We start from the raw sequence: 14183 nt of genomic DNA, 5'->3' as shown, positions 1-14183 counted from the left end.
CGGCCGCTTGCGCGGCCTCCTCGGGATGAGGTCGGCAGGTGCGGCGGCAAGCGTGCGAGCGTCCTCATTCCACCTTGATGTTCGCCGCCTTGATCATCGGCCACCACTTTGCGATCTCGGCCTTTTGCCGCGCGCCGAGGGCTTCGGGGGTGAGCTGATCCTGCGGCGTCATCTCGAGACCCTGGCTTTCGAGCTGCTTCTTCACCGCGGGATCGTTCAGCGCTTCCACGGCGGCGGCATTCAGCCTGGTCACGATCTCCTTCGGCGTGCCCTTGGGCACCCACATGCCCGACCACAGCGTCATGTTGAAGCCTTTCAGCCCCGCCTCCTCCGCGGTCGGGATGTCGGGCGCGGACGCAAGACGCTTGTCGTCGGTGACGGCGTAAGCGCGAATGGTGCCGGCGCGAACCTGGTTGATGGAGTTGGAGGTCTGGTCGACGATGACGTCGATCTGGCCGGCGATGAGATCGTTCAGAGCGGGCGCGGTGCCGCGATACGGCACGTATTGCAGCTTGATGCCGGAGACGCTCTCGAAATAGACACCGGCGATGTGGCTGCCCGAGCCTGCGCCGGCGGTGCCGGCGGTCGGCGGCGACGGCCTCGACTTCAGCCAGTCCAGAAGCTCCTTCAGCGAGGTCGCGGGCACCGCGTTCTTGCTGACGACGATCATCGGGTTGCTCGGCAGCAGCACCACCGGCTCGAGATCGGCGACGAGGTCGTATTTGAGCTTGTAGACGGCGCCGTTGGCGACGTGGGTGCCGAGATGGCCGAACGAGATGGTGTATCCATCAGGCGGCGATTGCACGGCGCGAGCGACGCCGATCGAGCCGCCCGCGCCGGTGACGTTCTCGATCACCAGGGGCTGGCCGAGCGAGGTCCGCATCCGCTCGGCGAGCACGCGCGCCATCGCATCCGACGGCCCGCCGGCGGCGAAGGGAACGATGATGGTGATGGGATGCGAGGGATAGTCGTCGGCGCGCGCGGCGCCCGTGAGAGCAAGAATAGCGACAAGCCCGGCCCAGACGGCCTTCTTCATTGTCTTCTCCCCAGCGATGTCATTGTTATTTGTTGCCTCTCCCCGCGTACGGGAAGAGGGATCGTTCGTAGCGCCTTGACGCGTTAGAACTGCGTGTAGTCGATCGGCTTGTGACGGTCGAGCGCGCGGGCGACCGGCGGCAGCGGGTACTTCAGGCCGGTCGCGCAGTTGAACAGCATCACGCGGTCGCCCTTCGAGACGCGGCCGTCGGCAAGGCTGTCCTTGTAGGCGGCATAGGTCGCCGCGCCCTCGGGACACAGCAACAGCCCCTCCTCGCGCGCGACTTCGTTCAGGGCCGACGAGATCTTGTCGTCGTCGACAGCGATCGCAAAGCCCTTGCTCTCGCGCACCGCGCGCAGAATGAGGAAATCGCCGATCGCCTGCGGCACGCGGATGCCGGATGCAATGGTGTGCGCGTCCTCCCAGCGTGTCGCATGCTCGGTGCCGGCCTCGTAGGCGCGCACCATCGGCGCACAGCCGGAAGCCTGCACCGCGACCATCCGCGGGCGCTTCGAGCCGATGAAGCCGATCTTCTCCAGCTCATCGAAGGCCTTCCACATGCCAATCAGGCCGGTGCCGCCGCCGGTCGGATAGAAGATCACGTCGGGCACGTCCCAGCCGAGCTGCTCGGCAAGCTCCAGGCCCATCGTCTTCTTGCCTTCGATTCGGTACGGCTCCTTCAGCGTCGAGGTGTCGAACCAGCCGACCTTCGCCTTGCCCTCGCCGACGATCTTGCCGCAATCGTCGATATAGCCGTTGACGCGGTAGACGGTTGCGCCCTGCAGCTCGATCTCGCTGACATTCACTTCCGGCGTATCAGCGGGGCAGAAGATCGTGGTCTTGATGCCGCAGCTCGTCGCATAGGCCGCGAGCGCCGCGCCGGCATTGCCGTTGGTCGGCATCGCCATGTGCTTGATGCCGAGCGCCTTGCCCATCGACACCGCCATCACGAGGCCGCGCGCCTTGAACGAGCCGGTCGGCAGGCGTCCTTCGTCCTTGACGATGATCTCGCCGCCGCCGAGCTTTTTGCCGAGCTTGGGCAGCCGGATCAGGGGCGTGGTGACTTCGCCGAGCGAGACGATGTCCTGGCACTTGCGCACCGGCAGCAGCTCGCGGTAGCGCCACATGTCGGCGGGACGCTGGGCGAGCGCATCCTTGGTCAGCGCCTTCTTCACGCCTGCGAGGTCGTAGCGCACCAGCAGCGGCTTGCCGGCCTTGGAGAGGTTGTGGACCTCATCGGCGGCGTAATGGTCGCCCTCCATGGCGCATTCGAGATGCGTGACGAAGGTCGGGCGTTCGATGGTGAGATTGTCGTTGTCGTGCATGGGTTCTTCCCTCTTCTTGTTCTGCTTGTCGCTATTGAACTCGTCACCCTGAGGCGCCCAAGCGAAGCGGAGGCCTCGAAGGGCGACGAGCCCGGCTGCTGCATCTCGGCCGCGCATCCTTCGAGGCTCGCTGCGCGAGCACCTCAGGATGACGGGTCTGGCATCAAATATTCAGCACCCTTCCATACGCATCCAGTACGGCCTCCTTCATCATCTCCGACAGGGTCGGATGCGGGAACACCGTGTGCATCAGCTCTTCTTCCGTGGTCTCCAGGTTCATGGCGACGACGTAGCCCTGGATCAGCTCGGTCACCTCGGCGCCGACCATGTGCGCGCCCAGGAGCTGGCCGGTCTTCTTGTCGAAGATCACCTTGACCAGGCCCTGGTCCTCGCCGAGCGCGATCGCCTTGCCGTTGCCGACGAAGGGGAAGCGGCCGACGCGGATCTCGCGGCCACCCTCTTTCGCCTTCGCTTCGGTGAGACCGACGGAAGCGACCTGCGGGTTGCAATAGGTGCAGCCGGGGATCAGGAGCTTGTCCATGGGATGCGGATGCAGGCCCTTGATCGCCTCGACGCAGACCACGCCCTCGTGCTCGGCCTTGTGCGCCAGCATCGGGGGGCCCGCGACGTCGCCAATGGCGTAGATGCCGGGGATGTTGGTCTTGCCGTAGCCGTCGATCACGATGCAGCCGCGGTCGGTCTTCACACCGAGCTTTTCCAGGCCGAGATTCTCGACGTTGCCGACGACGCCGACCGCCGAAATCACGCGCTCGAATTCGGTGGTAACGGGCTTGCCCTTGCCGTCGTCGATGGTGGCAACGACGCTGTCGGCCTTCTTCTCCAGTTTTGTCACTTTCGTCGAGGACATGATCTTGATGCCCTGCTTCTCAAGGCGCTTGCGGGCAAGGCCTGCGATCTCGGCATCCTCGACGGGGAGGATCTGCGGCAGCACCTCGACCACGGTCACGTCAGAGCCCATGGTGTGGAAGAACGAGGCGAACTCGATGCCGATCGCGCCGGAGCCGACCACCAGCAGCGACTTCGGCATCTTCTCCGGGACCATCGCCTCGAAATAGGTCCAGATCAGCTTCTTGTCGGGCTCGAGCCCGGGCAGCACGCGCGGCCGCGCACCGGTCGCAACGATGATGTGTTTTGCCTGATAAGCCCCCTCGCCCAGCGCCCCCTTCGGCGCCTCGACGTCGGACTTCTTCACGGTGACCTTGCCGGGGGCGTCGATCGAGGCGGCGCCCCAGATCACGCTGACCTTGTTCTTCTTCATCAGGAAGCCGACGCCGTCGTTGAGGCGCTTCGAGACGCCGCGCGAGCGCTGCACCACGGCCTTCGGATCGAACGAGACGTTGTCCGCCGACAGGCCATAATCCTTGGCGTGCTGCATGTAGTGGTAGATCTCGGCCGAGCGCAGCAGCGCCTTGGTCGGGATGCAGCCCCAGTTCAGGCAGATGCCGCCGAGATAGGATTTCTCGACGATCGCGACCTTGAAGCCGAGCTGGGCGGCACGGATCGCGGTGACATAGCCGCCGGGACCGGAGCCGATGATGATGATGTCGAAGGATGTGTCGGCCATGTCGGCTCCCGTTCAACTCAAGCGGTCGTTGCGCCGCGGGCGCGGCGATTGAGGATGTAAGCTCTGATCAGCCATTCCGCGAGAATGACCGCCGCCATGACGGCAAAGATGGTGAGCGCGATCGGCGCCCAGATGTTGCGCGACAGCGCCTCACCGGCAAAGAAGGCTGACTCAACGACGTCCCGGCCGAGCGGGCTGAGCGTCGCGATCAGCGAGATCAGCACCGAGATCCAGGGCCAGCGCGTCGTCATGCGCCATCTCAGACCATCATCATGACGGGATTTTCAATCAGCTGCTTGAACGCGCCGATCAGCTCGGCGCCGAGCGCGCCGTCGATGGCGCGGTGATCGCAGGACAAGGTCACGCTCATCATGTTCGCGATCTCGATCTTGCCGCCACGCACGACGGGGCGCTCCTCGCTGGTGCCGACCGCAAGGATCGTCGCATGCGGCGGGTTGATCACGGCGGTGAAATGGCTGATGCCGAACATGCCGAGGTTGGAAACGGCGGTGGTGCCGCCCTGGTACTCTTCGGGCTTCAGCTTGCGCGAGCGGGCGCGCGCGGCAAAATCCTTCATCTCGTTGGAGATGGTCGAGAGCGTCTTAGTCTCGGCCTTGCGGATGATCGGCGTGATCAGGCCGCCGGGCATCGCCACGGCGACGCCGACGTCGGAATGGTGGTGCTTGACCATGCCGCTTTCGGTCCAGCTGACGTTGCAGTTCGGGATCTTCTGGAGCGCCACCGCCATCGCCTTGATGACGAAGTCGTTGACCGAGATCTTGTAGAGCGGCTTCTTCTCCTTGTCCTTCGGAGCTGCCGCATTGATCTCCTCGCGCGCGGCGAGCAGCTTGCCGATGTCGCAGTCGATGGTGAGGTAGAAGTGCGGGACGTTCTGGATCGACGCGGTCAGGCGCTGCGCGATGGTCCGGCGCATGCCGTCGTGCGGGACGACCTCGTAGGAGCCCGGCTCGAACAGCGACAGGATCTGCTTGTCCGACATGGTCGGCGCGATCGAGGGCGCGGCGGACGGCGCCGCGGCGGGTGCCTTGAGGCCCTTGCCGGACTTGGCCTGCTCGACGTCGCGGGCGACCACGCGGCCATGCGGGCCAGTGCCGGTGACCATGCTGACATCGATGCCGGCGTCCTTGGCGAGGCGGCGCGCGAGCGGCGACGAGAACACACGGCCGGCATGGCCGTTGCTCTGCGCGGCAGGAGCTGCAGCCTGCGGCGCAGGTGCGGCGGCAGGCGCCGGCGCGGCCTTGGGCGCAGCAGGCGCCGGCGCAGCGGCGGGAGCTTCGGCAGGCTTCTCGGCCTTCGGCGGCGCGGCCGCAGCGCTTGGCTTGGCGGCGCCAGCCGCCTTCACGTCCTCGCCCTCGCCGGCGAGCACCGCGATCACGTCATTGACCGGGACGTCCTGCGTGCCCTCGGGCACCAGGATCCTGGCGATCGTGCCCTCGTCGATGGCCTCGACCTCCATGGTGGCCTTGTCGGTCTCGATCTCGGCGATGACGTCGCCGGATTTGACCTTGTCGCCTTCCTTCTTCAGCCATTTGGCGAGGTTGCCCTTCTCCATCGTTGGCGAGAGAGCGGGCATCAGGATGTTGATGGGCATGCTGACCTCAAGAGGAACTTTGCAAAAATTCGTCTCCGACAGCGAAGACGAACAGACCAGGTTTAGTTGCCGATGTCGCCTTGCCAGAGGCGCTCATTGGCAGGGATGGAACGCCAAGTCTTCATCATGGTGATGGAGCGGTCGTCGGCAAGGTCGATCCAGGGGATTCCGAACTTGTCGAGAATGTCCTTGGATCCCTCGAAGGTGACGGATTCCCCGATCACCACCAGCTTGACCTTGAACAAAGCGAGCGCGCCGGCACACATCGAGCATGGCGACAGCGTGGTGTACATGACTGTGTCGTGAAACGAGATCGCGCCGGCCTCGCGCAGGCAGCTCATCTCGCCGTGCAGGATCACGTTGTTTTCCTGCACGCGGTTGTTGTGGCCGCGGGCGATGATCTTGTTGTCGCGCGTCAGCACGGCTCCGATCGGCAGGCCGCCTTGCGCGATCGAGTCCTGCGCCTCGCGGATCGCCTCGAGCATGAAGTCGAAATGGTAGGATTCGATCGTCACGGTCAGTGCCCTTTCCCGCGCGGCGTCGTGGTGCCGGTGTCCGTGGGGCGCTCGATCTCCGCCTGGAACATCTCGAGGATCCGGCTCAACGCGTCCTCCTCGGTATATTCGCTCTCACGCGCATAGGCGCGCGCGGCGTGGCGGGCAAGATCGACCAGCAGCAGGCCCCACATGTCGGGCTCCTCGAAGGCCCGCTGGAACGCCATCGACAGCCCGCCGTCCAGCACGAACACGCGCAGGATCTCGACCGCGTCCTCGCGGGTCATGACGTCGGGCGGCAGTGGCTGCTCCTTCGGGCCCGCCATGGTCTACCTGTAGCAGACGGCTTTGGCGGCCTCGACCACTTCAGCCGCCGAAGGCAGCGCGAGCTTCTCCAGATTCGCAGCATAAGGCATCGGCACGTCCTTGCCGGAGACGCGCGCGACCGGCGCGTCCAGGTAATCGAAGGCGTGCTCCATGATGCGCGCGGCGATTTCGGCGCCGACGCCGCTCTGGGCCCAGCCCTCTTCCACCGTGACCGCACGGCCGGTCTTCTTGACCGAGTTGATGATGGTCTCGGTGTCCATCGGGCGCAGCGTGCGCAGATCGATCACCTCGGCCTCGATGCCGTCCTTGGCGAGCTCGTCGGCCGCCTTCAGCGCGTAGGTCATGCCGTTGGACCAGGAGATCAGGGTGACGTGGCTGCCGGCGCGGGCGATGCGGGCCTTGCCGATCGGGACGATGAAGTCATCGAGTTTCGGCACTTCGCCGGTGTGACCGTACAGCACCTCGTTCTCGAGGAAGATCACCGGATTGGGATCGCGGATCGCCGCCTTGAGCAGACCCTTGTAGTCGGCGGCCGAGAACGGCGCGACGACCTTGAGGCCGGGAATGTTCGAGTACCAGGCCGAGTAATCCTGGCTGTGCTGGGCAGCGACGCGCGCAGCTGCGCCGTTCGGCCCGCGGAACACGATCGAGCAGCCCATCTGGCCGCCGGACATATAGAGCGTCTTGGCCGCGGAGTTGATGATCTGGTCGATCGCCTGCATGGCGAAGTTGAAGGTCATGAACTCGACGATGGGTTTGAGGCCCGTCATCGCGGCGCCGACGCCGACGCCGGCAAAGCCGTGCTCGGTGATCGGGGTGTCGATGACGCGCTTGGCGCCGAACTCCTGGAGCAGGCCCTGGGTCACCTTGTAGGCGCCCTGATATTCGGCGACCTCTTCGCCCATCACGAAGACGTCGGCGTCGCGGCGCATCTCTTCGGCCATGGCGTCGCGCAGCGCTTCGCGGATGGTCTGCGTCACCATCTCGGTGCCGGCGGGCACTTCCGGATCGGGCTCGGCGACAGCCTGCGGCGCCGGCGCAGCCTTTGTCTCTGAAGACTTGGGCGCGGGTGCCTCGGCCTTTGCAGCGGCGGGCGGAGCAGACTCCGCAGCCTTCGCGGCCGGCGCAGGCGCCTTGGCGAGATCGGCGGCGCTCTCACCGTCAGCGAGGATGGTCGCGATCGGCGTGTTCACCGCGACGTCGGCGGTCCCTTCCGGGATCAGGATCTTGCCGAGCGTCCCCTCGTCGGTCGCCTCGACCTCCATCGTGGCCTTGTCGGTCTCGATCTCGGCGATCACGTCACCCGACTTGATGGTCTCGCCCTCTTTTTTCAGCCACTTGGCAAGGTTGCCCTTTTCCATCGTGGGCGACAACGCGGGCATCAGCACTTGAATTGGCATATCGACTCCAAAAGAAAGCTTGCGCGCGTTCAGCGGTAAATGTCGGTCCAGAGCTCGGCGGCATCCGGCTCGGGATCATGCTGGGCGAAATCGGCGGACGCGTTGACGATGTCACGCACCTCGGCGTCGATCGCCTTGAGATCGGACTCGCTGACCTTCGCGGCCAGCAGGCGATTGCGCACCTGCTCGATCGGGTCCTGGTCATGGCGGACCTTCTCGACCTCCTCGCGCGTGCGGTATTTTGCAGGGTCGGACATCGAGTGGCCGCGATAGCGGTAGGTCTGCATCTCCAGGATGAAGGGGCCCTTGCCGGCGCGGCACCAGGCCGCAGCCTCCTCGCCCGCCGCCTTGACGGCGCGGACATCCATGCCGTCGACCTGCTTGCCGGGAATGTTGAAGGAGGCGCCGCGCTTGGAGAAATCCTGCTGCGCCGAGGCGCGCGAGACCGAGGTGCCCATGGCGTAGCGATTGTTCTCGATGACGTAGATCACCGGCAGTTTCCAGAGCTCCGCCATGTTGAAGCTCTCATAGACCTGGCCCTGGTTGGCCGCGCCGTCGCCGAAATAGGTGACGCTGACGTTGTTGTTACCGCGATAGTTGTTGGCAAAAGCAAGCCCGGTGCCGAGCGAGACCTGGGCGCCGACGATGCCGTGGCCACCGTAAAAGTGCTTCTCCTTGCTGAACATGTGCATGGAGCCGCCCTTGCCCTTGGAATAGCCGCCACGGCGGCCCGTGAGCTCGGCCATGACGCCGTTGGCCTCCATGCCGGTGGCAAGCATATGGCCGTGATCGCGATAGCCGGTGATGACCTGATCGCCCTCTTTCAGGGCCATCTGCATGCCGACCACCACGGCCTCCTGGCCGATATAGAGATGGCAGAAGCCGCCGATCGCACCCATGCCGTAGAGCTGGCCGGCCTTTTCCTCGAACCGCCGGATCAGGAGCATCTCGCGGAGCGCCTTGAACTCCTGTTCCCTGGTGAATTCCGGGGGCGAACCGCCGTCGATATTGTCCTGTGCAGCGCCTGCGGCGGCTTTCTTGGGTGCGGCCATGGGAATTCCGGGTCAGAGAAAACTTCAGCCCTCTCTAACCCAAGTCAAACGCCGTTGGAAAGCACCGCGGCGACATGGCACGGTTTTCATTATGCCGCAGTGCAACGTGATCGTAATATTGCAAAATCTTTGGCGCCGATCGGGCAACAATTCTATGCACTGCGGCCGCACGCGCAGATTCGCGGCCGCGTCAAGAAGCGTGGGCCCCGATCAAGTCCCGCTATTCGGAACGAGCGGCGCCAAAACGGCGCCGCCCTTGCCCTGCCCGATCAGAAGAAGCCGAGCTTCTTCGGGCTGTAGCTGACCAGCAGATTCTTGGTCTGCTGGTAGTGATCGAGCATCATCTTGTGGGTCTCGCGACCGACGCCCGACTGCTTGTAACCGCCGAAGGCCGCATGCGCGGGATAGGCGTGGTAGCAATTGGTCCAGACGCGGCCGGCCTGGATCGCCCGGCCGAAGCGGTAGCAGCGGTTGGCATCGCGGCTCCAGACGCCGGCGCCGAGGCCATACAGCGTGTCGTTGGCGATCGCGAGCGCCTCCTCGTCGGTCTTGAAGGTCGTGACCGAGACGACGGGGCCGAAGATCTCCTCCTGGAAGATGCGCATCTTGTTGTGGCCCTCGAACACCGTCGGCTGGACGTAGAAGCCGCCGGAGAGATCACCGCCGAGCTCGGCGCGGCCGCCGCCGGCCAGGACCTTGGCGCCCTCCTGCTTGCCGATGTCGATATAGGACAGGATTTTCGCGAGCTGCTCGCCGGAGGCCTGCGCGCCGATCATGGTGTCGGCCGCACGCGGGTCGCCCTGCTTGATCGCCGCGACGCGCTTCAGAGCCCGCTCCATGAAGCGGTCATAGATGTCGGCATGCACCAGCGCCCGGCTCGGACAGGTGCAGACCTCGCCTTGGTTGAGCGCGAACATGACGAAGCCTTCGATCGCCTTGTCGAAGAAATCGTCGTCCTCGGCGGTGACGTCCTTGAAGAAGATGTTCGGCGACTTGCCGCCGAGCTCCAGCGTGACCGGGATCAGGTTCTGGCTGGCATATTGCATGATCAGCCGGCCCGTCGTGGTCTCGCCGGTGAAGGCGATTTTCGCGATGCGCGGGCTGGAGGCGAGCGGCTTGCCGGCCTCGAGGCCGAAGCCGTTGACGATGTTGAGGACGCCTGACGGCAACAGATCGCCGATGATCTCGGCCCAGACCATGATCGAGGCCGGGGTCTGTTCGGCGGGCTTGAGCACGACGCAATTGCCGGCGGCGAGTGCGGGCGCGAGCTTCCAGCACGCCATCAGCAGCGGGAAGTTCCAGGGAATGATCTGCCCGACCACGCCGAGCGGCTCATGGAAATGATAGGCGATGGTGTCGTGGTCGATCTCGCCGATCGAGCCTTCCTGGCCGCGCACCACGCCGGCAAAATAGCGGAAGTGGTCGATGGCGAGCGGGATGTCGGCGGCGCGGGTCTCGCGGATCGGCTTGCCGTTGTCCCAGGTCTCGGCAATCGCGAGGCGCTCGAGATTCTCTTCCATGCGGTCGGCGATCCGGTTCAGGATCGCGGCACGCTCGGCCACGCTGGTGCGGCCCCAGGCGTCCTTGGCGGCATGCGCTGCATCGAGCGCGGCTTCGACGTCCTGCGCATCGGAGCGCGCAATCTTGCAGACGATCTGGCCGTTCACCGGCGAGGCGTTGTCGAAATACTTGCCGGACTTCGGTGCGACGAACTTGCCGCCGATGAAATTGTCGTAGCGTGCGGCGAAGGGATTCTGGGTGACGCCGAGAAATTCCACCTTGTTCATTGATCACTCCCGTTGTTGCTGTTTGCGCTTGTCGTCGTGTGTTCACGACTTGCGCCCACGATGTCGCGGGAGACGTGTGCTGTCAGCCCTGCCAAGAGCGATGGACGCGCGGACCTGTCGCAGTTCTGAGACAGGTGGTGGGCGACGTTGAAGGGCGGGAAACGCGCGGGCTCAGTGGTTCAGCTCGAACCGCTTCAGCTTCCTGTGCAGCGTGGCGCGGCTGACGCCGAGCGCCTTGGCGGCCGCCGACACGTTGCCGCCGGCGCGGAGCAGCGCCCGCTGCAACACGGCGCGCTGGCCGCCGGCGAGGTGGTCGCGCGCAACATCGCCGCCGAGCAGATCGGCCGCAGGCACCGGTCGTAACGCCCGTCCTGGCGGAAGCCCCAGTCCTGCCCGGGCAGACCGGGTCGCCCCGATCACGAGATCATCCGCATCCACCGCGACGAGGCCGCCGCACTGGCCGTCCGCAGCTTGCGTCAACACGATGCGGGCATGGGCGAAGGCGCGGCGGAACAGGTCGGCCTCGATCCGCCTCGCCGCCTCGCCCGCCGCAAGCGCAATCAGATTGGAGAACGCATCGGTGCGGTCGGCGCGGCAGGAGGAGACGTCGAGCACGCCGGCGAAGGCCGCCTCGTGGTCGTAGATCGGCACGGCCGTGCAGCTCAGCAGCGTATTGCGGGTGAAGAAGTGCTGGTCGCGATCTATCGTCAGCGGCCGCTGCTCGACGACGCAGGTGCCGATGCCGTTGGTGCCCTCGTGCTCCTCGCTCCAGAGCGCACCGGTCCACAGGCCCCAGGACTGGAACGTGGCATCGTCTGCGGACACGCCCCGACGATCGACCGGAATCCCCTCGCCGTCGGCCAGCAGCACGCAGCAGCCGGCAGCGCCAACCGCCTGGTAGAGCCGGTCCATCGCGCCTTGCGCGGCGGCGAGCAGCGGCGCGATACGCTCGCGCGCCTCGCGGAGTTCCGCGTCTGTCAGCCGCTGGGACAGGCCCCGGCCGGAGGGATCGAGATGATGCAATCGGGACGAACGGCGCCAAGAGGCCACGAGCGCGGACCGAGCCGCCTGGCCTGATGTAATAGCGGCCTCGACACGAGCCGCGTGATGCTGGGGGGCTTGCCCATTCATCACCGTTTCCTCCGGGTGGCAATCTAGGACCTGCCGGCGCGGCCGGATTGATCTCCGTCAATCTTGCAGGGCAGCGCGCCGCTCAAGCCATGCCCCTGCCGGCGCCGTTACGTCAAGGCGGCACCGCGGCTTCGGTCCTGCGACTTTCGGTGTGATGGAGAAGGTGGCGGTCGGCGACGCCGGCTTTCGATACCGGTTTCGAAACGCGCGGACGCGCTAGTTCTGAGGGATCATCCGAACCAGATCGCGCGGATTGACGTAATCGAGCTGGAACCGCGCCCGCTCGTCCAGCATGTCGGGATCGATCCGCGCGGACCGCAGCAGCGAGACGCGCTGCTCGCTCTTGGCACGCTCGCGCTTGAGCTGCGCCAGCTCGCTCGTCAGCGCGATGATCTCCTGGTCGAGCTCCTGGCGGGCATTGAGGCCGTATTTGCCGGTATAGGCGTTGACGCCGAAATAGCCGACGATGGCGGCCGCCATCGCATAGAGGGCAAGGCCGGTCAGGATCGATTTCAGGCGCGCGCGGGAGACCATCCTGGGAAGATGGGGCAGCTTGGTTAAGGGAGTGCTAATGCGCCCTGCCCGCGTCGCGCACTTCCATATCCTCATGGTGAGGAGGCCGCGCAGCGGCCGTCTCGAACCATGCAGGCCCGACTGTCCCCGCGGCCATCCTTCGAGACGACCGCTTCGCGGTCTCCTCAGGATGAGGACTTTCAGTGTGGCCGCGGGGGAATTCAGCCTCAGCCGTGATGCTTGGCCACGTGCGCGGCGAAGGCGTCGATATAGGCCTGGAGCACCGGCTTCAGCGAGTCCTTGACCAGATTGCCCTCCGCGTCAAACGCGTCGCCGACGGCGTTCAGATAGGCCTCGGGCTGCTGCATGATCGGGCCCGAAATGCCCGGCAGGATGTTCTGCAGCGTCTTGGCAGCGCTGACGCCACCGAGCGGACCCGGCGAGTTCGAGATGATGCCGACCGGCTTGCCGTTGAACGAGCTCTTGCCATAGGGGCGCGAGGCGACGTCGATGGCATTCTTCAGGACGCCCGGGATCGCGCGGTTGTACTCGGGGGTGATGAACAGGACGCCGTCCGACTTCTGGAGTTTTTCGCGGAAGGCCAGCCAGTCGGCGGGCGGCGCGCCCTCGAGGTCCTGGTTGAAGAACGAGATGCCAGCGGGGGTGACGACCTCGAGCTTGAGAGAGGCCGGCGCAAGCTTGGCCAGTGCATTGGCGATCTTCAGCGAAAAGCTGTCCTTGCGCAGGCTGCCGGCGATCACGACGATGTTGTAGGCCATGGTGGTATCCTTGAAACCTTGAGGGGAAGTGCCGGGCGGCACTTAAGCGATCCGGACTGATGGATGCAAGTGCATGAACTGGTCCGATTTGGAAACGCAGAGTTTCGCGAAAGCAGATGGTCGCCGAAAACAATCAGGCCGCCAAGCGGCGGCCCGATGTTTCGCGCAAATCTGCAACCGGGATCAGATCGTCGGATTCCACGCCGACGGGATCAGGCGGTATTTTGCGCCGTCCTTCTCGACATGGCCCACCGAGGGGAAGGTAAAGTGGAAGCCGATCACGGTCGCCTTCTCGGCCGCCGCCATGTCGTAGAATTTGTGGCGCGTCTCCTGCGCCATCGCGGCATCGGTGTCGAACACCACGTGCCAGTCCGGGTTGCGCAGGAAGAATTCCGGAATGTTGGTGACGTCGGACTGGATCAGCACCTTGGCATCGCCGGATGCGACCGCGAACGAGGTGTGGCCGGGCGTATGGCCGGGCGTCGCGATCGAGGTGATGCCTGATACGACCTCCTTGCCCCACTCGTATTTGGTGACCTTGGACTCCAGGCCGGCAAAGGTCTTCTTCACGTTGGCGAAGTAGTTCTTCATCATCGGATTGGACTCGGCCTTGGCCGTGTTGTCCTCGCTGGTCCAGAACTCCCAATCCTTGCCCGGCACCATGATCTCCGCATTCGGGAAGGCGAGCCCGCCGTCGGCGAGGCGAATGCCGTTGGTGTGATCAGGATGCAGATGCGACAGCAGCACGACGTCGATGCTCTTGGGATCGACGCCGGCAGCGGCGAGGTTTTGCAGCGTGCGGCCGACCGCGCCCTTGCTCGCCTCGAAATTCGCGATGCCGTTACCCGCATCGATCAGCACGAGCTTGGAGCCGGTGTTGATGAGCTGCGGATTGAACGGCACCGTGACCATGCCCTTGGGCATGTAGGCGGCCTCGCCCGCGGCGAGCGCCTCGTCCTTGGGCGCGTTGACGACGAACTTGTCCGGCATCGGGAAGGTGCGCGCGCCGTCGTTGATCGAGGTGCACTCGATGCTGCCGACCTTGTAGCGATAGAAGCCCGGCGCCTGCGTGCCGGCTTGCGGCACTGCGGCATCGGCGATGGTCGGCCGGAGGCCGGTCACGGCAGGCGCACCGACGGCGG

14 protein-coding genes are annotated in these 14183 nt (G+C 65.2%); all 14 read right to left on the bottom strand.

Annotated features, from left to right (window positions below; translation table 11 throughout):
- Window positions 1-64: 64 nt before the first annotated feature.
- Window positions 65-1036, bottom strand: coding sequence for a tripartite tricarboxylate transporter substrate binding protein BugD (locus PMI42_RS31015; RefSeq protein WP_008142237.1), 972 nt, complete (start codon window positions 1034-1036; stop codon window positions 65-67).
- A gap of 83 nt (window positions 1037-1119) precedes the next feature.
- A complete protein-coding gene (locus PMI42_RS31010; RefSeq protein WP_008142234.1) occupies window positions 1120-2361 on the bottom strand; it encodes a threonine synthase in 1242 nt (413 codons plus the stop codon).
- 163 nt (window positions 2362-2524) lie between these two features.
- Complete coding sequence (lpdA, locus tag PMI42_RS31005) at window positions 2525-3946, bottom strand: dihydrolipoyl dehydrogenase (RefSeq protein ID WP_008142232.1); 1422 nt, start codon at window positions 3944-3946, stop codon at window positions 2525-2527.
- A gap of 17 nt (window positions 3947-3963) precedes the next feature.
- Complete coding sequence (locus PMI42_RS31000; protein ID WP_008142230.1) at window positions 3964-4197, bottom strand: hypothetical protein; 234 nt, start codon at window positions 4195-4197, stop codon at window positions 3964-3966.
- Window positions 4198-4205: 8 nt separating this feature from the next.
- Window positions 4206-5558: a pyruvate dehydrogenase complex dihydrolipoamide acetyltransferase gene (locus PMI42_RS30995; protein WP_008142228.1), complete on the bottom strand. Its 1353-nt coding sequence runs from the start codon at window positions 5556-5558 to the stop codon at window positions 4206-4208.
- Window positions 5559-5620: 62 nt separating this feature from the next.
- Window positions 5621-6073: a nucleoside deaminase gene (locus PMI42_RS30990; protein WP_008142227.1), complete on the bottom strand. Its 453-nt coding sequence runs from the start codon at window positions 6071-6073 to the stop codon at window positions 5621-5623.
- Between the two features lie 2 nt (window positions 6074-6075).
- Entirely contained in the window at window positions 6076-6378 is a 303-nt protein-coding gene (locus tag PMI42_RS30985) for a DUF5076 domain-containing protein (protein WP_008142223.1), read from the bottom strand.
- Between the two features lie 3 nt (window positions 6379-6381).
- Window positions 6382-7779: a pyruvate dehydrogenase complex E1 component subunit beta gene (locus PMI42_RS30980; protein ID WP_008142221.1), complete on the bottom strand. Its 1398-nt coding sequence runs from the start codon at window positions 7777-7779 to the stop codon at window positions 6382-6384.
- Window positions 7780-7808: 29 nt separating this feature from the next.
- Entirely contained in the window at window positions 7809-8831 is a 1023-nt protein-coding gene (pdhA, locus tag PMI42_RS30975; protein WP_008142218.1) for a pyruvate dehydrogenase (acetyl-transferring) E1 component subunit alpha, read from the bottom strand.
- Between the two features lie 269 nt (window positions 8832-9100).
- Window positions 9101-10618 (bottom strand): aldehyde dehydrogenase, encoded by a 1518-nt coding sequence (gene adh, locus PMI42_RS30970; protein WP_008142216.1) that lies wholly within the window; start codon window positions 10616-10618, stop codon window positions 9101-9103.
- Between the two features lie 171 nt (window positions 10619-10789).
- Window positions 10790-11749 (bottom strand): helix-turn-helix domain-containing protein, encoded by a 960-nt coding sequence (locus PMI42_RS30965; RefSeq protein ID WP_008142214.1) that lies wholly within the window; start codon window positions 11747-11749, stop codon window positions 10790-10792.
- A 216-nt stretch (window positions 11750-11965) separates the two neighbouring features.
- Window positions 11966-12283 carry an FtsB family cell division protein gene (locus PMI42_RS30960; RefSeq protein ID WP_008142211.1) on the bottom strand — a complete coding sequence of 106 codons (318 nt, stop codon included), beginning with the start codon at window positions 12281-12283 and terminating at the stop codon, window positions 11966-11968.
- A gap of 206 nt (window positions 12284-12489) precedes the next feature.
- On the bottom strand, window positions 12490-13041 hold the full coding sequence (locus PMI42_RS30955; RefSeq protein ID WP_008142209.1) for an NADPH-dependent FMN reductase: 552 nt from the start codon (window positions 13039-13041) through the stop codon (window positions 12490-12492).
- 183 nt (window positions 13042-13224) lie between these two features.
- Window positions 13225-14183: MBL fold metallo-hydrolase (locus tag PMI42_RS30950; RefSeq protein ID WP_008142206.1), on the bottom strand; the 959-nt coding region annotated here is incomplete at its 5' end.

This window comes from Bradyrhizobium sp. YR681 (assembly GCF_000282615.1).
Taxonomy (GTDB): domain Bacteria; phylum Pseudomonadota; class Alphaproteobacteria; order Rhizobiales; family Xanthobacteraceae; genus Bradyrhizobium.
The sequence above is the reverse complement of the archived record's forward strand: the minus strand, read 5'-3'. Positions and strand labels throughout refer to the sequence as shown.

Bases quoted from the DNA above. Each gene is read 5' to 3' on its own strand.
- PMI42_RS31015 (WP_008142237.1), bottom strand. From the start codon at position 1,036: ATGAAGAAGGCCGTCTGGGCCGGGCTTGTCGCTATTCTTGCTCTCACG.
- lpdA (WP_008142232.1), bottom strand. From the start codon at position 3,946: ATGGCCGACACATCCTTCGACATCATCATCATCGGCTCCGGTCCCGGC.
- pdhA (WP_008142218.1), bottom strand. From the start codon at position 8,831: ATGGCCGCACCCAAGAAAGCCGCCGCAGGCGCTGCACAGGACAATATC.
- PMI42_RS31000 (WP_008142230.1), bottom strand. From the start codon at position 4,197: ATGACGACGCGCTGGCCCTGGATCTCGGTGCTGATCTCGCTGATCGCG.
- PMI42_RS30985 (WP_008142223.1), bottom strand. From the start codon at position 6,378: ATGGCGGGCCCGAAGGAGCAGCCACTGCCGCCCGACGTCATGACCCGC.
- PMI42_RS30980 (WP_008142221.1), bottom strand. From the start codon at position 7,779: ATGCCAATTCAAGTGCTGATGCCCGCGTTGTCGCCCACGATGGAAAAG.
- PMI42_RS30995 (WP_008142228.1), bottom strand. From the start codon at position 5,558: ATGCCCATCAACATCCTGATGCCCGCTCTCTCGCCAACGATGGAGAAG.
- PMI42_RS30960 (WP_008142211.1), bottom strand. From the start codon at position 12,283: ATGGTCTCCCGCGCGCGCCTGAAATCGATCCTGACCGGCCTTGCCCTC.
- PMI42_RS31010 (WP_008142234.1), bottom strand. From the start codon at position 2,361: ATGCACGACAACGACAATCTCACCATCGAACGCCCGACCTTCGTCACG.
- PMI42_RS30955 (WP_008142209.1), bottom strand. From the start codon at position 13,041: ATGGCCTACAACATCGTCGTGATCGCCGGCAGCCTGCGCAAGGACAGC.
- PMI42_RS30965 (WP_008142214.1), bottom strand. From the start codon at position 11,749: ATGAATGGGCAAGCCCCCCAGCATCACGCGGCTCGTGTCGAGGCCGCT.
- adh (WP_008142216.1), bottom strand. From the start codon at position 10,618: ATGAACAAGGTGGAATTTCTCGGCGTCACCCAGAATCCCTTCGCCGCA.